General features: G+C 51.8%; 19 protein-coding genes. 12 read left to right on the forward strand and 7 right to left on the reverse strand.

Annotated features, from left to right (window positions below):
* Window positions 1-103 precede the first annotated feature (103 nt).
* Both LGT44_RS00990 and LGT44_RS00995 read right to left on the reverse strand, forming a co-directional pair.
* Window positions 104-493 (reverse strand): hypothetical protein, encoded by a 390-nt coding sequence (locus tag LGT44_RS00990; protein WP_230330862.1) that lies wholly within the window; start codon window positions 491-493, stop codon window positions 104-106.
* Window positions 494-724: 231 nt separating this feature from the next.
* Window positions 725-2,749 carry an NADPH-dependent 2,4-dienoyl-CoA reductase gene (locus LGT44_RS00995; protein WP_230330863.1) on the reverse strand — a complete coding sequence of 675 codons (2,025 nt, stop codon included), beginning with the start codon at window positions 2,747-2,749 and terminating at the stop codon, window positions 725-727.
* 113 nt (window positions 2,750-2,862) lie between these two features.
* Here LGT44_RS00995 and LGT44_RS01000 point away from each other — a divergent pair, with 113 nt between their 5' ends.
* Window positions 2,863-3,411: a PadR family transcriptional regulator gene (locus tag LGT44_RS01000; protein WP_145470509.1), complete on the forward strand. Its 549-nt coding sequence runs from the start codon at window positions 2,863-2,865 to the stop codon at window positions 3,409-3,411.
* A 128-nt stretch (window positions 3,412-3,539) separates the two neighbouring features.
* On the opposite strand, the gene LGT44_RS01005 is transcribed toward LGT44_RS01000, so the two are convergent.
* The 3 genes from LGT44_RS01005 to LGT44_RS01015 all read right to left on the reverse strand — a co-directional run bounded on the left by LGT44_RS01005 (window position 3,540) and on the right by LGT44_RS01015 (window position 5,931).
* A complete protein-coding gene (locus tag LGT44_RS01005) occupies window positions 3,540-3,716 on the reverse strand; it encodes a hypothetical protein (RefSeq protein ID WP_230330864.1) in 177 nt (58 codons plus the stop codon).
* A gap of 126 nt (window positions 3,717-3,842) precedes the next feature.
* Window positions 3,843-5,258 (reverse strand): heavy metal sensor histidine kinase, encoded by a 1,416-nt coding sequence (locus LGT44_RS01010; RefSeq protein ID WP_230330865.1) that lies wholly within the window; start codon window positions 5,256-5,258, stop codon window positions 3,843-3,845.
* Entirely contained in the window at window positions 5,248-5,931 is a 684-nt protein-coding gene (locus tag LGT44_RS01015; RefSeq protein WP_145470515.1) for a heavy metal response regulator transcription factor, read from the reverse strand. Before LGT44_RS01015 ends, LGT44_RS01010 begins: the two co-directional genes overlap by 11 nt.
* 166 nt (window positions 5,932-6,097) lie before the next feature.
* Here LGT44_RS01015 and LGT44_RS01020 point away from each other — a divergent pair, with 166 nt between their 5' ends.
* The 8 genes from LGT44_RS01020 to LGT44_RS01055 all read left to right on the forward strand — a co-directional run bounded on the left by LGT44_RS01020 (window position 6,098) and on the right by LGT44_RS01055 (window position 13,629).
* A complete protein-coding gene (locus LGT44_RS01020) occupies window positions 6,098-8,071 on the forward strand; it encodes a copper resistance system multicopper oxidase (protein WP_230330866.1) in 1,974 nt (657 codons plus the stop codon).
* Window positions 8,068-8,979 (forward strand): copper resistance protein B, encoded by a 912-nt coding sequence (locus LGT44_RS01025; RefSeq protein ID WP_230330867.1) that lies wholly within the window; start codon window positions 8,068-8,070, stop codon window positions 8,977-8,979. The genes LGT44_RS01020 and LGT44_RS01025 overlap by 4 nt, the downstream gene beginning before the upstream one ends.
* 36 nt (window positions 8,980-9,015) lie before the next feature.
* Entirely contained in the window at window positions 9,016-9,333 is a 318-nt protein-coding gene (locus tag LGT44_RS01030; protein WP_230330868.1) for a hypothetical protein, read from the forward strand.
* Between the two features lie 60 nt (window positions 9,334-9,393).
* Window positions 9,394-9,948, forward strand: coding sequence for a c-type cytochrome (locus tag LGT44_RS01035; RefSeq protein WP_230330869.1), 555 nt, complete (start codon window positions 9,394-9,396; stop codon window positions 9,946-9,948).
* A 168-nt stretch (window positions 9,949-10,116) separates the two neighbouring features.
* A complete protein-coding gene (locus tag LGT44_RS01040; RefSeq protein WP_145470587.1) occupies window positions 10,117-12,348 on the forward strand; it encodes a heavy metal translocating P-type ATPase in 2,232 nt (743 codons plus the stop codon).
* Window positions 12,349-12,359: 11 nt separating this feature from the next.
* A complete protein-coding gene (locus tag LGT44_RS01045; RefSeq protein WP_230330870.1) occupies window positions 12,360-12,716 on the forward strand; it encodes a cupredoxin domain-containing protein in 357 nt (118 codons plus the stop codon).
* Between the two features lie 109 nt (window positions 12,717-12,825).
* A complete protein-coding gene (locus LGT44_RS01050; protein ID WP_230330871.1) occupies window positions 12,826-13,275 on the forward strand; it encodes a cation transporter in 450 nt (149 codons plus the stop codon).
* A gap of 99 nt (window positions 13,276-13,374) precedes the next feature.
* Window positions 13,375-13,629 carry a DUF5676 family membrane protein gene (locus LGT44_RS01055; protein ID WP_230330872.1) on the forward strand — a complete coding sequence of 85 codons (255 nt, stop codon included), beginning with the start codon at window positions 13,375-13,377 and terminating at the stop codon, window positions 13,627-13,629.
* 109 nt (window positions 13,630-13,738) lie between these two features.
* Here LGT44_RS01055 and LGT44_RS01060 read toward each other — a convergent pair whose 3' ends face one another.
* The gene (locus LGT44_RS01060; RefSeq protein ID WP_230330873.1) at window positions 13,739-14,407 is read right to left on the reverse strand and encodes a DUF4334 domain-containing protein; all 669 of its coding nucleotides are present in this window, start codon (window positions 14,405-14,407) and stop codon (window positions 13,739-13,741) included.
* Between the two features lie 488 nt (window positions 14,408-14,895).
* On the opposite strand from LGT44_RS01060, the gene LGT44_RS01065 reads away from it, so the two are divergent.
* Window positions 14,896-15,114: a hypothetical protein gene (locus LGT44_RS01065; protein WP_230330874.1), complete on the forward strand. Its 219-nt coding sequence runs from the start codon at window positions 14,896-14,898 to the stop codon at window positions 15,112-15,114.
* A gap of 260 nt (window positions 15,115-15,374) precedes the next feature.
* Here LGT44_RS01065 and LGT44_RS01070 read toward each other — a convergent pair whose 3' ends face one another.
* Window positions 15,375-16,166 carry a crotonase/enoyl-CoA hydratase family protein gene (locus tag LGT44_RS01070; RefSeq protein ID WP_230330875.1) on the reverse strand — a complete coding sequence of 264 codons (792 nt, stop codon included), beginning with the start codon at window positions 16,164-16,166 and terminating at the stop codon, window positions 15,375-15,377.
* Window positions 16,167-16,251: 85 nt separating this feature from the next.
* Between LGT44_RS01070 and LGT44_RS01075 the strand changes: the two genes are divergently transcribed.
* Together LGT44_RS01075 and LGT44_RS01080 are read left to right on the forward strand one after the other, a co-directional pair.
* On the forward strand, window positions 16,252-16,848 hold the full coding sequence (locus LGT44_RS01075; protein ID WP_230330876.1) for a TetR/AcrR family transcriptional regulator: 597 nt from the start codon (window positions 16,252-16,254) through the stop codon (window positions 16,846-16,848).
* A gap of 325 nt (window positions 16,849-17,173) precedes the next feature.
* On the forward strand, window positions 17,174-18,121 hold the full coding sequence (locus LGT44_RS01080; protein WP_230330877.1) for an MBL fold metallo-hydrolase: 948 nt from the start codon (window positions 17,174-17,176) through the stop codon (window positions 18,119-18,121).
* Window positions 18,122-18,345: the final 224 nt, after the last annotated feature.

The raw sequence follows: 18,345 nt of genomic DNA on the forward strand, positions 1-18,345 counted from the left end.
CGCCTGCAGCGCGGCTTCCATGTCGAAGGTTGGTTTGGTCATGTGTCATCTCTGTTTTGTATAGGATAAAGAAATGACACAGAATTCTGAACACTACCCTCAGCTATTCCTTTTCATCACCTTCCTGACTCACACCAGAAAACAGCAGCGGCAGCAGCGCTACGAGACTGGTCGTCTCTGACCATAACCCGAAGATGGCCAATGGAACCAGTAGCCAGGCTGAATAGCGGCGCTGTTTCAGAAGTAAAAACCCTGACAACATCATACTTAATGCCGACAGCAGGTGAATTGTCCAGAGCAGATAAAAACCAGTCAGGTCGGTGGAGGGGGCTACCCAGCTCAGGTAGTTAAACTTTGCCAGATCAAAACTTATAAAGGCTTCAATGGTTAAGGCCGTCGCGGCCAGCAGCAGAAGAAAGGCTGAGGCTTTGAACAGTATTTTCAGCCTCGGTGAGAGTTGCAATGCTGGCGCGTTATTTATATTCAGAGTCATGGTGGTGTCATCGTTTTATTATTATCGGGCCATTATAAAGGCGGTTACGGTGACGAATATTACCGCAGATTATACGTTTTATTCATTATGGTACGGCCAGGCCGGTCTGAAGTGGCGTCTGTTTTTCGCAGAGAAGGTCAGGCGGTTGTCATGGTGGCAGAACATTCTGAATAAACAGACTTTATGAATCGCCCCCTTATCTTTTAAAAAAGATAAGGGGGCGGGGCAGCATCAGAGTTTTGCTGCGAGGCGTACACCCTGATCAATCGCACGGCGTGCATCCAGTTCGGCGGCAACGTCGGCACCACCAATCAGGTGAACACTGAGGCCACTGTCCTGCAGTTCGTTAAATAAACCGCGCTCAGATTCCTGACCCGCGCAGATGACGATGTTATCGACGTCCAGCACCTTGGCTTCACCGTTAACAGTGATGTGCAGGCCCTGATCATCAATGAGGTCGTAGCTGACACCCGGCATCAGTTTTACGTCGCGTGCTTCAAGCCCTGCGCGGTGAATCCAGCCGGTGGTTTTGCCCGGCCCGGTCAGTTTTTTCTGCTTACGTTGCAGCAGGAAAATCTCACGCGGCGGCATTTCCACTTCGGGTGCTTTCAGACCACCGGCGGTGGCGTAGCTGGTATCAATACCCCATACCTGATTGAACTTGGCGGTGTTGAGGCTGGCGCTTTCGCCTTCGTGAGTCAGGAATTCAGCCACATCAAAACCAATACCACCGGCGCCAATAATTGCGACTTTTTTGCCGACTGGCTTACGGTCACGCAGTACATCCAGATAGCTCATTACTTTCGGATGGTCGATGCCCGGCACGGGTGGTGTGCGCGGCACAATACCAGTTGCCAGTACCACTTCGTCAAAGCCTGCTGCTTTCAGTTCTTCGGCGGTAACGCGGGTATTGAGGTTGAGTTTTACCCCGGTCAGTTCGATCTGCTTACCGAAGTAGCGCAGGGTTTCGTAGAACTCTTCTTTGCCCGGTACGGTTTTGGCAATGTTGAACTGGCCGCCGATCTGGCTGCCGGCATCAAACAACTCAACATGGTGTCCACGCTGGGCGGCGGTAACGGCGAAGCTTAGTCCCGCAGGACCAGCGCCGACCACCGCAATGCGTTTGGCGGCGGTGGTGTCCTGCAGTGGAATTTCGGTCTCGTGGCAGGCGCGAGGGTTGACCAGACAGGAGGTGATCTTCATGGCGAAGGTCTGGTCGAGACAGGCCTGGTTACAGCCGATGCAGGTGTTGATTTCGTCGGCGCGGCCCTGGGCGGCTTTTTCAACAAAGAAAGCGTCGGCCAGGAACGGACGCGCCATCGACACCATATCGGCACAGCCGTCCGCCAGTATCTGTTCGCCCACTTCCGGCGTGTTGATGCGGTTGGTGGTGACCAGTGGAATCTTCACGGCGCTCATCAGTTGTTTGGTGACCCAGGCGAACGCTGCACGCGGCACCTTGGTGGCAATGGTCGGTACACGCGCTTCGTGCCAGCCGATGCCGGTGGTGATGATGGTGGCGCCGGCCGCTTCAATGGCTTTGGCCAGCTGGATCACTTCGTCAAGGGTTGAACCACCTTCGACCAGATCGAGCATGGACAGACGGTACAGGATGATAAATTCCGGTCCGACACGTTCACGCACTTTGCGCACAATTTCGATCGCGAAGCGGATGCGGTTTTCGTAACTGCCGCCCCATTCATCGTCACGATGGTTGGTGCGCGCAGCAATAAACTGGTTGATCAGGTAGCCTTCGGAGCCCATCACTTCGACGCCATCGTAGCCGGCTTTCTGTGCCAGGCCTGCGCAACGGGCGAAGCTCTCGATGGTTTCCAGAATCTGGTCGTGGCTCAGTTCACGCGGTACGAAAGGGTTGATCGGGGCTTTTAAGGCGCTTGGCGCTATCTGGTTCGGCTGGTAGCTGTAGCGGCCGGTATGCAGAATCTGCATGGCAATTTTGCCGCCATTGGCGTGCACGGCGTCTGTGACCACGCGGTGATGTTCGGCTTCTTCCTCGGTCGTCAGCTTGGCTGAACCCTGAAAAACAACACCATATTCATCCGGTGAAATACCACCGGTTACGATCAGACCAACGCCACCACGGGCCCGTTCGGCGTAGAAGGCGGCCATACGCTCAAAGCCATGTTCGACTTCTTCCAGGCCCAGGTGCATGGAGCCCATAAGCACGCGGTTACGAAGGGTGGTAAAGCCCAGATCCAGTGGCGCAAGCAGGTGAGGGTAAAGCGTCGAGGTCATCACGGTGATCCTTTTATGCAATTAGTTGCATCTTTATACTCACTGGTGTCTTTAATTGCAACTTGTTGCATAAAAGCATTATCCTGCGCTGGAAATCACTAAATGAGTTACCTATGTCATTGCCTCATGCGTTACTGACCTCGTTGCTGGAGCAACCCTGCTCGGGTATGGATCTGGCGCGGCGCTTCGGGCGTTCCATCGGCTTCTTCTGGCCGGCGACGCATCAGCAGATATACAAAGAGCTGGGCAAGCTGGAGGCTGCTGGCTGGGTCCGCTCAACTGCAGAAGAGGGCGCGCGTGGCCGGAAGCGGTGCTACGAGGTCTTGCCTGCGGGTGAGCAGGAACTTAAACGCTGGGTGGCGGAGGCGGATGATCCGCCACCTCTGCGCGATGCCATGATGGTGCGCTTAAGGGCGGAAGCTGCACTGGGCACAGGCGCCGGGGTTGAGAATGATCTGCTGCACAGGCTGGCCCGGCACCGCACACAGCTGGCTTTGTATGAAGACATTGAACAGCGTGATTTCACAGGCCGGGAATTGTCGGCGGCTGAGCAATTGCAGTATCTGATTCTGCAGTCCGGTCTGGCAACGGAGCGCGAGCATATCCGCTTTTGCGAAAAAGCGCTGGCGCTGCTGGAAGCGCTGGAACCCGCAGAGAGTTAAGCGCGGGTAATCTCTTTTGCAGTCAACCAATGTGGCATGGTGGCCAGTTGCCCTGCCTTATAATCCTGCGCGGACCTTATCCCGGAGCAACTGATTTCGCGGCTGTTCCGTCGTCTCACCTTCCTGATTCATAGCAGAAAACGCCAGCGGGTTGATTGCACAGAGCAGGTAAAACCAGTCAGGTCAGCGGATGGGGCTATCCGGTTCAGATCGTTCAGTTTTGCCTGATCAAAATTAAGAAAAGTTTTAATGGTTAACGCAATGGCACTCTGCAGCAGAATCATGACTGCGGTATTGAGCAGCATTTTTTACCGGAGAAATAGTTGCAGAGGTGCTGAGTTTCAGAGGTGCAGAGCTGCGTCTATTCAGAATCACAACCGTATAGTTTGCGCCATACAGCATTTATCGGCTGTTTATTGAAGAGTTGGTATTTACTGATTCGGGCTGTTAATGGGCAGCCTGAGCATGAACCGGGTTTTATCCGGAACCGATGTCACCTCGATAGAGCCATGATGAAGCTCCGCAATGGATTTGACGATTGCCAGACCAAGCCCCACACCTTCACGCTGGCTGTTCCCTCTGGAGGGGTCTGTCTGGTAAAAGCGGTCAAACAGCCGGCTCAGGTGTTTCTCATCGATCTTTTTCCCGCCATTTTCAATCGTGATCAACGCCTGATTTTCCTGCTGTGTTACGCAGATACCGACGTCTGCTCCCGCCGGACTGTGGTTGATGGCGTTGGATATCAGGTTATTCAGAGCCCGCCGGAACATGGTGCGGTCTACCTCAGCCATTACGGCGTCACCCGATACTTTAAGCGGTACCTGTTTTTCTTCCGCCAGCGGTTCAAAGTAGTCGGTAAGCGCTTTGATTTCTTCTGCCAGGTTCAGTGAGGTTTTTTCCAGCGTTAATTGTTTATTGTCGGTTTTTGCCAGCCACAGCATATCGCGGATCATAACGCTGAGTCTGTCGTACTCTTCAAGGCTGGAATAGAGTATGTCGCGGTATTCTTCTGTGCTTCTGTCTTTATTAAGCGCTACCTGAGTTTGGGTGCTGAGGTTGGTAATTGGTGTTCGCAATTCATGGGCAATATCCGCTGAAAACTGGGAAAGCTTCTGAAAGCTCTCTTCAACGTGGCTGATCATCTCATTAAAGGCCTGAATCAGTTCGCTTAATTCTTCAGGTGCGTGGTCGGAATTCAGACGGTGGCTGAGGTTGTGTACATCAATATTCTGAATTTCTTTGCTCAGCCGGTGGAGTGGCCGGTGGCCGATACGAATAGCTACCCAGGCAGCAGCAATTGTCAGGATGCCGGCGAGCAGCATCAGGCCCCACAGGGTTTTACGGAAATTCTGCATAAAATCGTGGTGAAAATCGGTGGTCACCGCGACCGCAATTTTAGCGCCATCAATAAAACGATTCAGTGATTCTGGTGTGAGTATCGCTCCCTGATATTGGTGATCTCCGGTCTGCCATTTATATAAATTGTCTGCCCGAATTGATTTGATTACGGATGCATTGTTGAGCAGTGGCGAAAAGTCTGGCTCGGTACCTGTATAGATGGGTAACCCCTGCTTATCGAACACCGCAAAGTAAATACCGTGATGACCGGAAACGGCATTTTGCAGCCGGGATTCCAGTGTCTGCCCGGTAAATTTATCCAGCCCCAGAATCGCTTTTTCAACCGAAAGGGCAACCACGCGGAGCTCATCGGCATCCTGCTGATTAAAATGGTGCAGCACTGATCGTTGCACCAGCAAACCCAGAATGATAAAGCAAAGCACGATGGCCAAACCGACCAGCAGTGCCATATGCAGCGCTAATGACAGAGGGCGGCGGTCAGATTTCACGCTGAGCGTCCAGAACGTAGCCCATGCCGCGCACGGTATGAATTAATTTGGTTTCAAAATCGTCATCAATTTTTGAGCGTAAGCGCCGTATGGCAACATCAATAACATTGGTGTCGCTGTCAAAATTCATATCCCAGACCTGAGAGGCAATTAAGGAGCGTGGCAGAACTTCGCCCTGGCGTCTTAACATTAATTCCAGTAAGGCAAATTCTTTGTTGGTCAGATTAATACGTTGTTTATTGCGGTGAGCAACCCGGCGTTTGAGATCCAGGGTTAAATCGGCGATGTGCATTTCATCCAGTTCGGATTTGGGCTGTCCCCGCCGTAGCAGGGTTCTTACGCGTGCCAGTAATTCAGCAAAGGCAAAGGGTTTAACCAGATAATCATCGGCGCCAAGTTCCAGCCCTTTAACGCGGTCATCTACCGAATCCCGGGCGGTGAGAAACAGCGTAGCAGTATCGCAATGACGCTCACGCAGCGAACGCAATATCTGCCAGCCATCAATGTCCGGCAACATGACATCAAGAATGATCAGTTCGAAGGTTTCGGTGACTGCAAGGTGGTGGCCGTCCAGTCCGTTATTAGCCAGTGAGACCGAGAACCCCGCTTCGGTGAGCCCTTTGCGTAAGTACTCGCCCGTTTTAGCTTCGTCCTCAATGATGAGTAATTTCATCAGCAGACTCCCAGGTCAGAGGTGGCGCAGTCTAGTTATCGGTGGCTGACGATAAGATGACAGTTACATTACATCAATGTAATCAATGCGTCACTTTGAGGTCAGTTACCGGCTCTTATTCTACAGGCTATCCGTTGAATTCATTTTTTACATTAAGACTGAGTCTATGAATAAAAAATATTCTTTAACACAAGGCCAGGCTCCGCTGTCGAGACGGCGCTTTGTTCAGGGGCTGGGGACTGCCGGAGTTGCTTTATCACTGTCTGGTTTGATGGGAGCCCGCGCGTTTGCGGCCGGCGCAGAGGGTAGTGCGTCTGTTCCGCTGCTGAAGGGCACCAGTTTCGATCTCGAAGTGGCCGAGCAACGGGTTAATTTTACCGGTGTTGTACGGACTGCGACGACGATTAATGGCTCTGTCCCGGCACCGACGCTGATCTGGCGTGAAGGCGAGACGGTAACCATACGCGTGACCAACCGTCTGTCGGTACCTACCTCGATTCACTGGCATGGAATTATTTTGCCGTTTCAGATGGACGGTGTGCCGGGTATCAGTTTCCGCGGCATCGCCCCCGGCGAAACCTTTACCTACCGCTTTAAAGTGCAACAGAGTGGCACTTATTGGTATCACTCCCACAGCGGCTTTCAGGAAATGACCGGCATGTACGGCAGCATCATCGTGTTGCCGGCTGCGGGTGAGCGCTTCCCGGCAGACCGGGACTATGTTGTGCAGCTCTCAGACTGGACCGATGAAGATCCGATGGCGGTGTTCGCCAAGCTCAAGCACCAGAGTGATTACTACAATTTTAACCAGCCAACGGCTGTTGATTTTGCCCATGATGTTTCCGCTGTCGGGGTGCAGCAGGCGCTCTCCCAGCGGCGCATGTGGAATCAGATGCGCATGAGTCCGGGTGATCTGGCCGATGTTTCGGCAGAAACCTTTACCTACCTGATGAACGGTACAACCCCTGCCGGTAACTGGACCGGGCTGTTTAAACAGGGTGAGAAAGTACGTCTGCGCTTTGTTAACGGCGCCAGCAATACTTTTTACGATGTGCGTATTCCAGGTCTGCCGCTGACGGTTGTGCAGACAGATGGCCAGGATGTGGAGCCGGTAACGGTAGATGAATTCCGCTTTGGCCCAGGCGAAACCTACGATGTTGTGGTTGAGCCTGAGGAGGATGCGTACACCATTTTTGCGCAGTCTATGGATCGCAGCGGCTATGCCAGCGGTACCTTGTCAGTGCGCAGCGGACTGACCGCGATTGTGCCGGCGCTGGACCCTCCGCAGCCGCTGACCATGGCCGATATGATGGGCCAGATGAACGGTATGAACCACAGTGGCCACGGCAGCATGCCGATGGGGCAGATGAAGGAGATGAGCCACGACAGCATGCCGATGGATGGCATGAACATGAATCATGAAGGCATGAACATGAATCACGATGGCATGAGCATGAACCACGACGGCATGAGCATGAACCACGATGGCATGAGCATGAACCATGACGGCATGAGCATGAATCACGACGGCATGACCATGAATCACGATGGCATGACCATGAACCACGATAGCCGGGCACTGGCGAAGCCTTCTCAAACCGTACGTCATGCCCGCACCGAATACGGGCCTGGTACCGATATGCGCGTCGATAGCCCGCGTACAAATCTTGATGATCCGGGTGTCGGATTACGTGACCTGAGCCAGAGTGGATTGCGGCCGCCGGGTCACCGGGTGCTGACTCTGGATATGCTGCATACCATCGGCGGTTCGCTGGATAAGCGGCTGCCGGAACGGGAAGTCGAACTGCACCTTACCGGCAATATGGAACGCTACGCCTGGTCCTTTGATGGGCTGGAATTCGGCCAGTCTACGCCGGTGCATTTCCGTCACGGCGAGCGGCTGCGGGTGATTCTGCAGAACGACACCATGATGACCCATCCTATGCATATGCACGGCATGTGGAGTGAGCTGGAAAACGAACGCGGCGAGTTTGTTGCCCGCCGCCACACCATTCCGGTGCAGCCAGCGCAGCGCATCAGTTTTCAGGTTACGGCGGATGCGCTCGGACGTTGGGCCTGGCACTGCCATCTGCTGTTTCATATGGATGCGGGCATGTTCCGCGAGGTGGTGGTGTCATGAGCATGTACAAAGAGCTCTCCGTTCTGGCGGCCGCCATCGTTATCAGCAGTTACAGCCTGTCAGCCCCGGCTGAGAGCATGGCCGGTATGTCACATGATGATATGCCAGCCTCGTCAGCGGCGGACGCAGAATCAGCACCCATGACGATGGGCACGATGCGTATGCAGGGTGGCAAGGCACCGGCCGACGCCCGCGATCCGCACAGCTATGCCAATGGCATGACGCTGGACAGCGGTGCTTATGTGCTGCCGGCGGTCCCCCGTTTACGTCTGGCCGACGAGCACAATTTCTGGGCTGTGGCCTTTAACCGTTTTGAGGCCGTGAGAGCGGATGACGGCGATTACGGACTCTACGATGCCCAGGCCTGGTTTGGTGGCAGCTACGATCGCGCTGTAATCAAGGCTGAGGGCGAGGTGGTGGCCGGCACGCTGGAAGAAAGCCAGACCGAGCTGTTCTACAGCCATGCTGTAACCGCTTATTGGAATGTGCAGGCCGGTGTGCGCCACGACAGTGGTTCAGGCCCGGACCGTAACTGGCTCGGAGTAGGAATTCAGGGGCTTGCGCCTTACTGGTTCGAGGTTGATGCCACGCTTTACGCCGGTGAGCAGGGACGTTCGCTGTTGCAGGTTGAGGCGGAATACGAGCTGCTGTTAACACAGCGCTGGATTGTGCAGCCGCGCGCGGAAATGACCCTCTACGGCAAGTCTGATTCGGATAATGGTATCGGCCGTGGTCTTTCGGCCATCGATGCCGGCGTGCGCCTGCGTTATGAGTTCAGCCGCCAGTTCGCTCCCTATGTGGGCGTGGAATGGCAGGGCCGGTTTGGCGACACCGCCGATGCGGTCCGGGCCGGTGGTGATAGTCCCCGCGCTGCCGACTGGGTGGCCGGATTAAGGTTCTGGTTTTAACGGTAATAACCATTTTTCAACCATAAGGTGTGTGACATGAAAACAATATCAACAGCTGTTTGGGTACTGGTTTCCGGCATTGCATTTTCGGCGCTGGCCAATGCCCATGATCCTTCTGAACATGCGGCGAAAGGTGAAAGTCCTGACTGCAGTGCGATGCCGGACATGCATCAGGCGTCAATGAACGCATCCGATCCGGTGATGCAGGCGATGATGAAAAAATGCGCAGAGGCCATGCACGGTAATGCAAAGGATCAGAAGCAGGATCAGAAACATGGTTCCGCCCATAAAGATGACAGCGGGCATCATCAGACATCCGGCGGGCATGATGACGGTGATCAACATGGGCATTAATCCTGACGGCACAGGATGCATAACCCCTGAAGGGGCTATCAGGACCGGGCAGGAGATATCATGTTGAATATCATCAGGGGCATGATTCTGGCGGGCGTTATTCTGCTGCTGGCGGGCTTTGGCGTTATTTATTCCGGCGTGTATTCCGTGGCTGCCGACACGCCGCATAACCCTTTGACCTATTGGCTGCTGGAGACGTTACGGGAGCGATCGATTGACAGAGCCTCCCGGCCGCTTGATGTGCCGGATCTCAACTCAGCTGATTGGCTGCTGGCCGGTGGTCCGGATTACAACGAGATGTGCGCCGGTTGTCATTTACGGCCGGGAAAAACCTATAGTGATATGAGCCTTGGCTTGTATCCCGTGCCTCCCAATTTAACCGCCGGTCTGGATGAGCATGAACATGCGGATGACGATAAACAAAGCCTTGCCCGTCGTCAGTTCTGGATTATTAAACACGGTATTAAAGCCTCTGGCATGCCTGCCTGGGGTAAGACCCACGACGATCAGCGCATCTGGGCTATGGTGGCTTTCCTGCAACGTCTGCCGGAGCTGACTGAAGAGCAATATCAGATTCTGACGGCGAGGGATAAGGCCGGCTCCGGGCATCACTAGCCTTAGCGGGAAAATTACTGGCTCCGGCAGTGCTGCGCTGATCAGGCCCGGCCTGAAAGCGGGGGAATATGACCTGTTATTTAAGTGGAATATTGCGGACAAGAGGATAACAAAGTGGCTACAGAGACTACGGATAGTGCTGCATCAACGCGGTCACCCGACAAACATCTGCCGCGGCAGGAACTGTTGGTTGAAGGTGCCAGTTGCGCCAGTTGTGTGAAAAAAATTGAGACTGCACTGCAACATGTACCCGGTGTAACTAAGGCCGAAATGAACTTAGCGCAACGCACGGTCAGCATTGAGGGCAGCGCCGATGCCGGTGCACTGATTCAGGCGGTCGAGCAGGCCGGTTACGGTGCCAAAGTTCAGCAGGCGGAAAGTGAAAGCGACGCCCTGGCGGAAAAAGAGCAAGCCGACTGGGCCTATTACAAACGCCTGATGCGGGAAATGACCATCGCACTCGGCCTTGGGATACCGCTGATGATCTATAGCCTGGTCGTTGGCGAAATGACCGTTACCACCACCAGTGAACGCATAGTCTGGTTGATTGTCGGGCTGCTGACACTGGCCGTGATGGTATTTTCCGGCCGGCATTTTTATGTGGGAGCCTGGCAGTCGTTTAAAAATCATTCGGCAAATATGGATACCCTGATTGCTCTGGGGACAGGTACGGCCTGGATCTATTCGATGGTGGTGGTGTTGGCTCCTGATGTGATGCCGGGTATGGCACGCCACGTCTATTTTGAAGCAACTGCGATGATCATCGGTTTAATTAATCTGGGCCTCGCGCTGGAACTCAAAGCCCGTGGCAAAACCTCAGAAGCCGTCAAACGTCTGATCGGACTGCAACCTAAAACGGCGCGGATTATCCGCGATGGTTATGAAACAGATATTCCGATTTCACAGGTTGAACTGCACGATCTGGTGCGCGTGCGTCCTGGTGAGAAAGTCCCGGTCGATGGTGAAGTGACTGACGGCCATACCAGCATCGACGAATCGATGCTGACTGGTGAACCCATGCCGGTTGAAAAAGGTGAGGGCGATGAAGTGGTGGCCGGCACCATCAACAAAACCGGCTCCATAGTGTTCAAAGCAACACGGGTGGGGAAAGACACGGCACTGGCGCAGATTATCGATATGGTAAAACGCGCGCAGAATTCAAAACCGCCCATCGGCCGGCTGGCCGATGTTATTTCAGCCTATTTTGTTCCCATTATTATGATCATTGCGATTGTCAGTGCTCTGGCTTGGCTGAATTTCGGGCCGGAACCTGTGGTGGCTTTTGCGATGGTGTCGGCAACTACGGTTTTGATTATTGCCTGTCCCTGCGCACTGGGGCTGGCCACGCCGATGTCGGTGATGGTCGGCGTTGGTAAGGCCGCAGAAGCGGGAGTTCTGATCCGCAATGGCGAAGCCTTACAAACCTCATCCAGAATTACAGCCATGATTCTGGATAAAACCGGCACTATTACTCTGGGTTCACCTAAGGTGACCGATATTGTTACGGCCGCAGCGATGGATGAAACACGTACCCTGCAATTAGCGGCCAGCCTGGAATCTGGCTCTGAACATCCGTTGGCGCAGGCCATTGTCGAATCCGCCAACGAGCGGGGTATCGACCTGTTAGCGATGAGTCAGTTTAACGCCATCGCCGGCCATGGCGTTGAGGCAATCGTCGATGGGCAGCAGCTGCTGTTTGGTAATGAAAAGCTGATGCAAGAGCGCAGCATTACGCTGGGATCTTTTATTGATAAGGCTCAGCATCTGGCCGCCGATGCCAAAACGCCGATGTATCTTGCCGTCAATGGCACCCTGGCGGGCATTATCGCTGTGGCTGACCCGATTAAAGAGGACTCCATCGCTGCTATCAAACGCCTGCAACGGAGTGGCATTCGTGTGGTGATGTTGACCGGGGATAACCGTGCTACCGCCAAAGCGGTTGCAGAAAAAGCGGGTATCACAGAATTCTTCGCTGAGGTCTTGCCGGAAGATAAATCCAAAAAAGTACAGGAGCTTCAGATGCTGGGCGAGGTCGTGGGAATGACCGGTGATGGCATTAATGATGCGCCGGCATTGGCCATTGCCGATGTTGGTTTTGCCATTGGCACGGGTACTGATGTCGCTATCGAAAGCGCCGACATTACCCTGATGCGTGGTTCGCTGCATGGACTGGCCGATGCCATTGCCATCAGTAAGGCGACGCTGCGTAATATTAAACAAAACCTGTTGGGTGCCTTTTTTTATAACGTTGCCGGTGTGCCTTTTGCGGCCGGGGTGCTGTATCCGTTTTTCGGATTATTATTAAGTCCGGTAATTGCCGGTGCAGCAATGGCATTTTCATCACTGACGGTGGTTACCAATGCCAACCGTCTGCGCTTATTTAAAGCGCAGGAACATTAAGGGGAAATGGCATGATGATCTTAATTAATCTGGCCGGCTTAGCGTTAATTGCACTGATTGTCTGGTGGTTCTGGCTGTATCAGCCGCCGCAAACCACGTTGGCTAACGATGAACTGCTGATCATTGTTGAAAACGGCACCTATCAGCCGGCGCGTATCAGGCTTCCTGCCAACCAGCCCGTCAGTCTTAATTTTTTGCGTAAAGACGCATCGCCCTGTTCGGAGGTACTGCTGATACCGGATTTACATATCAGCGAGACCTTGCCGTTAAATAAACGCAAACGCATTGATTTACCACCGATGTCTAAAGGTGAGTACGCCTTTCACTGCCAGATGCAGATGTATCGCGGCCAGCTTACGGTGGAATAAAGGATGCTATCTGCTCTTTGGTTTGTCCGGGAGCCGTTGTGGTTGCCGAATACCGTACAGAGAAAGCTGAAATTGACTGACCGCCGTAAAACTCGGCTGGCAACGGCGGATGGGTGAAAATATTAAAGATCATGAAAAATATCGGGCACTCTTTTTTAACAAAATTCCATCTGATAAGAAGGAAATAAATATGAGCGATAAAAAACACCGATTAGGCGTATCAGAAGTGAACCTGGTGGTGCGTCATCTGCAACTGGAACCTGTTGACGAGAACAAACGGCAAGCAGCTATTGCTGAAATTGATCAGCTTTATGGTCTCGATTGCATATCCTTTGACGAAAAAAGCCGGGTGCTGAATCTTGCGTATGACGCCTCCAGAGTTAATCTGGACAATATAGAAGACATTTTGAGTGCCCATGATGTCGCCGTCAGTCATGACTGGTGGACGCACTTTAAAGAAGGCTATTACAAGTTTGTTGATGATAATGTTAAAGAAAACGCGATTCGTGAGCCCTGGAGCTGTCATAAATCCCCACCGGGAAGTGGACGAAAACGCTGATAGATAATGCTCAGGGGTGTGCAGATATTGTATCGCTGTGCTGAATACGATGGCTGATGTTTGTTTTGCTATTTTGGATTTCCAAAAGGATGGTGAAATATGAAACTGAATACTCAAAAATTTGCATTGGCTTGTGCTCTGACTGCAGCCGTTTTGTGGCTTGCCTGCAGCGCTTTGGTGAGTCTGTTGCCGGGCCTTATGTTATCTATGTCCGGGCATATGGTGCATATGCAGCTGGAAAATATGGGCTGGCACCTGACGGTAGTTGGCTTTATTGGTGGTTTGGTTGCCTGGTCAGTGATTGCGGGCGCTACCGGGGCACTGCTGAGCGCAATTTATAATCGATTGCTTTAAATTACCGTTCAATATCGGCTTACGCCATAAGCGCAGGTTGTTCTGAACAGCATAATAGCCACCAGTCGCGGGCTGTACTCTGAGCGCGACGAGTGGGATCGGGTCTGATTTATTCAGTATCTTCCAGCGTCAGGGTAAACCATCCTCCGGCAATATGCTTATGGGTCCAGACACCCAAAAGTACAACGCTTCCATTTTCATTACTGATCAGTTTGAAATAATCTTTCCAAGGCTGATGATCATAATTCATTGTTGCCGTGGCTTCTTCACGCCAGCGGATATCTGTCATGCCAACATTGCCCCAGATCGGGATCGGAAAGTACAGCTTGTCAGCCCAGCGGAATAACAGCGGGTCCCCCTGATGTTGTGTACGGTAGCGTTTACCCCACTTAATACCCAGAAGGCTGAGTGGGCGGACGATTACCCATTCGGCAAGATCCAATACAGAACCATTGGTTCTTAAAATTTTTCCTTTCCAGTAGCGACCCACCAGATCTTCTTTGGCGCTTACATTGGGCAGTGAGTCGTACAGGCGAACCAGATCTTCTTCGTTATAAGCGATGTCTTGCTGTTCAAGGATCTCGGTTTTGATTTGATCCAGCGGTTTGCCAGAGCCTTCGAGTCTCCGATTCTGCCACTTGCCTTCATTCCAGACCGATGACTTAGGCTGAAGGTGGCACATGCCGCTGATCAGCATATTCAGCGGAAACATTACCCATTGCGCCACGTCATACAGGATGCCTGGCAGGTTGATGACTAATTTACCTTTGGTATTCATAGGGATTTTTGCCTTTGTTGTTGTTCTGTTGGGCCAGTGGTGTGCCATGCTTTTTAAAACTGAATAGTGTGTCACTCTTGATTTTCAGGGTTTCATAAACAGGAGGGAGGGTCAAGCCATAAATATTTGCACCACCAGAGCCGTTCAGTCGTTCCTCTTCCCAAGTCGGTCGTATGGAGGTGGGCAGTACGGCGCTGCAAATAAGCTGAATAACGTCAGGGGAGATACCGCCCGAGAGAATAGCGGCGCTGTTTCAGCAGTAAACATTCCGGAAACGTCAGATCTGCTGCTGACAACAGGTTGATTGCACAGCGCGGTTGAAGGCCATTCGGGTCCGTGAGTGGGTTACCCGGGTTGTGCAGAACTTCTGCAGCTGGTTATTTATCAACTTTTATCGATGCGAAACGTTTCCGATACTCCGCAGGTGTAATCCCCACAAGGCGAACAAAAGTGCGTCTGAGAATATCGGCATCAGGAAAGCCACACGCGTGCTGCTTGTTCTGGGGCAGGTGGTATCTGTCGTTAAGGCTTTTCCTCGCAGTCCTGATTTTAAGGAGGATATTATTCAAACATTTTATGAGGGCATAAAGCATAAGCCTGATACTACCTTCGGAAATGTGAAGGCGGATGTGATTGCCGATAAGGAGCCTCATTTCCATCGAGGTAATTTCTGTAGCCTGATCCGTTGCTCGGCCTGGGCTGGCTGATATCGTTTTGTATTTGTTGCTTTCTCTGTTGCTGAATTTTATCTGGGCAGATAGGTTTCGGTGAAATATCAGCATCCGGTTTATCAGGAACCACAACAAGGTAAAAATCATGCTGTATAGGATCATTTATAGAATCCACTTGTCAGGCTAAACCACTCATGTGGTTTTTATTAGGTGCATATTCAAACAGTAAAATATTTGAATATGCACGGGGATAACTGATTTCTGAAGTGAACCTGATAATCGTATTTCCCTTAATTTTATCGACCGCTGTAGACAGGCTTTCGGCGCTCAATCCAGGCATCCAGTCCGGTAATAATGTCGTCCGTATGAAGCATGCGGGCGAACTGTTCTTTTTCTATTTCAAGCCCTTCACCAATGGTTGTGTTTAAGCCTCGGGTTACTGCTGAAATGATTCGGGCTGTGGCTAAAGGGGAGTGTTGCAATATACGGTTAGCCAGCTGAATGGCTGTCGGTATTAACTCTTCATGAGGGACAACCTGATTGACCAGGCCCATTTCATATGCCCGTTCTGGTGAGAATCTATCGCCTGTCAGGAGCAATTCCAGAGCGCGCTTTCGCCCGGCCAACCGGGGCAAACGCTGGGTTCCACCAAAAGTAGGGGGGATTCCGATGTTTATTTCAGGCTTGGCGAAGATAGCTTTTTCGCTGGCGACGGCCAGATGTGCTGCCTCTGTAATTTCACAACCGCCGCCAAATGCAATGCCATTCACCGCAACGATAATGGGTTTTGGAAAAGACTCAATTCTTGATGTCATTTGCTGTCCGCGACGAACAAATTCCCTCACAGCGACATCGCCTCCCTGTTTGATACTTTGGGTAAATTCGTGAATGTCGCCACCCGCAGAGAAAGCGCTTTCTCCTGCGCCTGTCAAAATTATGGCGCGAATCGATGTATCGTTTTCAATTTCATCCAGAAGTTTTAGCAAGAGATCATTTGTTGCATAGTTAAGGGCGTTTAATTTTTCTGGTCGATTTAATGTCAGGAATGCTATATCACTCTTTTTTTCGATAATAATCAGCGGTTTCATTATGTAATCCTTATAAGTAATTAGTGGTTGAAAAGATAATATTCGTAGATTAGGATTTTTTACACTCACTATACGGTATACATAAATGGCTGATGCGAAGAAGGATACGAAAACACGCATTCTGAATGCTGCCAAAACGCTGTTCTATATGACAGGAATCAGAGCAACAAGCGTCGATGCCATTGCAGCAAAAGCCGGTGTTACGAAGCGAACACTGTATTATCACTTTCAGAGTAAGGATGAACTGATTACTGAGTATCTGAGGTCCAGAGATCAGTTAAACCTGCAGGCGTATAAAAAATGGTTTGATGACGAAGAAGGTGAGATTACTGATAAAGTTCGGGCGGTTTTTAACGGAGTTTCAGAAACGACAAGTCATCCGAAGTGGAGAGGGTGCGGGTTTCAGAGAACAGTGGGTGAATTAGCTAATAAGCCAGGTCACCCGGCGATAAAAACAGCATCTTTACACAAGAAAAATGTCGAAGAATGGTTCGCTGAAGAATTTCGCCGCTATGGCTTGATAAACTCAGAGGCTACAGCGCGTTACGTCTTTCTTTTACTTGAGGGAGCATTATCATCGATGTTAGTTCACCATGACCCGGCTTATATCCATGAATCCGCTAATGCAGCGATATTACTGATTGCTCAGGGGATGCGTGTTAAGGACGCCACGGATAGTTGAGTCTTTTCAGACAGATATATGTTTAGTCAGTAGTATTTATTATCAAAACAAGGTGTTCTTGCCATTCTTCTATATATGCAAAGCTGGCGGAATTTAAATTATTTCCAGGTGCTATCTTGCAAAGCGATACTTTTCTTTACTTGTCTTATACCGGATATGGGGTTTGTCCCATTTTTACGGAAAGCCTGAGATTGCTGGTTCTGTACTCAAATGAAGCCGACCGTTAAAGCGAACTGTTGATAGCCGACTTTTGACAGCCGACTAATGTGTCATGGTATACAGCGTCAGGGCTGTTTAGTCTGTCAGTCAAACAGAGGAGAGTATTATGATTCAGCATCCGGCGGGCATTATGCAGATCGACGCCGATTACGTCGCGCACGGTCTGGCCAGTGTCTATTTAATCCGTCAGGGGGATCGTCTGGCGTTAATTGAAACCGGCACTGCCCATACGGTGCCGCATGTGCTGGCAGCGATTGCCGAACTGGGGTTAACGCCTGAGCATCTCGACTGGATTATTCTTACCCATATTCATCTCGATCATGCCGCTGGTGCCGGGGCGTTAATGGCACAATGCCCGAACGCCAAACTGGTGGTTCATCCGCGCGGTGCGGCACATATGATTAACCCGGCAAAACTCGAAGCCGGCACCATGGCGGTGTACGGCGAAGAAAATTACCGCAAATTATACGGTGCGTTAATTCCGGTGAGCGCAGAGCGGGTGGTTGAGGCGGCCGAAGGTTTTACGCTGAACTTTAATGGCCGTACCTTTACCTTTTTCGATACGCCGGGACACGCGCTGCACCATGTGTGTATTCATGATTCGCTGAGCAATGCGCTGTTCAGCGGCGACACCTTTGGTGTGTCATACCGTATTTTTGATACCGCAGAGGGTGATGTGCTGTTGTTTGTGACCACCACGCCGGTGCATTTTGATCCGCAGGCTATGCGTGCCAGTATTGAGCGGATTGCTGCGCTGGAACCTGCGGCGGTGTATCTCACCCATTACGGCCCGGTTGCTGCTGATAACACCAATGTGGCGCAACTGCTGGCGTCGCTGGATGCCTTTGTAGCTATTGCCAGCGCCGAAAAAGAGCACAAAGAAGGGCGGGTTGAACGTATGGCCGCTGCCATTCTTGACTGGCTGATGGCCCGTGCGCGAGAGCTGAATCCGGCGCTGGATGACGCCCTCCGCTGGCGCTGGCTGGCGACTGATGCCCAGCTTAATGCGCAGGGGCTTGAGGTCTGGCTCAGCCGTCAGGAAGCCTTATCGTGATCAGCTTTCTTCCTCAACTTTCCGTCATTAACCCTTAGTCATCAACTCTCAGGCATTAACCTTCTGCTATGAGTCTGACGCGGTATAAGCGCGACTGCAGGTGACTGGTGTCACTTGCAGTCTGGTTTATCTGTGTTGCTGTTTCTGACAGATAAATTCTATTGGCTGTGCTGTCATGGCGCAGACTTAATTCTGTTATTTTCTATTAACTTTACTGTCATTAA

Origin of the sequence: Thalassolituus alkanivorans (assembly GCF_020447205.1) — a bacterium.
Taxonomy (GTDB): Bacteria; Pseudomonadota; Gammaproteobacteria; order Pseudomonadales; family Oceanobacteraceae; genus Venatoribacter; species Venatoribacter alkanivorans.

Bases quoted from the DNA above. Each gene is read 5' to 3' on its own strand.
- LGT44_RS01045 (WP_230330870.1), top strand. From the start codon at position 12,360: ATGATGATCTTAATTAATCTGGCCGGCTTAGCGTTAATTGCACTGATT.
- LGT44_RS01075 (WP_230330876.1), top strand. From the start codon at position 16,252: ATGGCTGATGCGAAGAAGGATACGAAAACACGCATTCTGAATGCTGCC.
- LGT44_RS01030 (WP_230330868.1), top strand. From the start codon at position 9,016: ATGAAAACAATATCAACAGCTGTTTGGGTACTGGTTTCCGGCATTGCA.
- LGT44_RS01015 (WP_145470515.1), bottom strand. From the start codon at position 5,931: ATGAAATTACTCATCATTGAGGACGAAGCTAAAACGGGCGAGTACTTA.
- LGT44_RS01020 (WP_230330866.1), top strand. From the start codon at position 6,098: ATGAATAAAAAATATTCTTTAACACAAGGCCAGGCTCCGCTGTCGAGA.
- LGT44_RS01070 (WP_230330875.1), bottom strand. From the start codon at position 16,166: ATGAAACCGCTGATTATTATCGAAAAAAAGAGTGATATAGCATTCCTG.
- LGT44_RS01080 (WP_230330877.1), top strand. From the start codon at position 17,174: ATGATTCAGCATCCGGCGGGCATTATGCAGATCGACGCCGATTACGTC.
- LGT44_RS00995 (WP_230330863.1), bottom strand. From the start codon at position 2,749: ATGACCTCGACGCTTTACCCTCACCTGCTTGCGCCACTGGATCTGGGC.
- LGT44_RS01025 (WP_230330867.1), top strand. From the start codon at position 8,068: ATGAGCATGTACAAAGAGCTCTCCGTTCTGGCGGCCGCCATCGTTATC.
- LGT44_RS01005 (WP_230330864.1), bottom strand. From the start codon at position 3,716: ATGCTGCTCAATACCGCAGTCATGATTCTGCTGCAGAGTGCCATTGCG.
- LGT44_RS01055 (WP_230330872.1), top strand. From the start codon at position 13,375: ATGAAACTGAATACTCAAAAATTTGCATTGGCTTGTGCTCTGACTGCA.
- LGT44_RS01060 (WP_230330873.1), bottom strand. From the start codon at position 14,407: ATGAATACCAAAGGTAAATTAGTCATCAACCTGCCAGGCATCCTGTAT.
- LGT44_RS00990 (WP_230330862.1), bottom strand. From the start codon at position 493: ATGACTCTGAATATAAATAACGCGCCAGCATTGCAACTCTCACCGAGG.
- LGT44_RS01035 (WP_230330869.1), top strand. From the start codon at position 9,394: ATGTTGAATATCATCAGGGGCATGATTCTGGCGGGCGTTATTCTGCTG.
- LGT44_RS01000 (WP_145470509.1), top strand. From the start codon at position 2,863: ATGTCATTGCCTCATGCGTTACTGACCTCGTTGCTGGAGCAACCCTGC.
- LGT44_RS01050 (WP_230330871.1), top strand. From the start codon at position 12,826: ATGGGTGAAAATATTAAAGATCATGAAAAATATCGGGCACTCTTTTTT.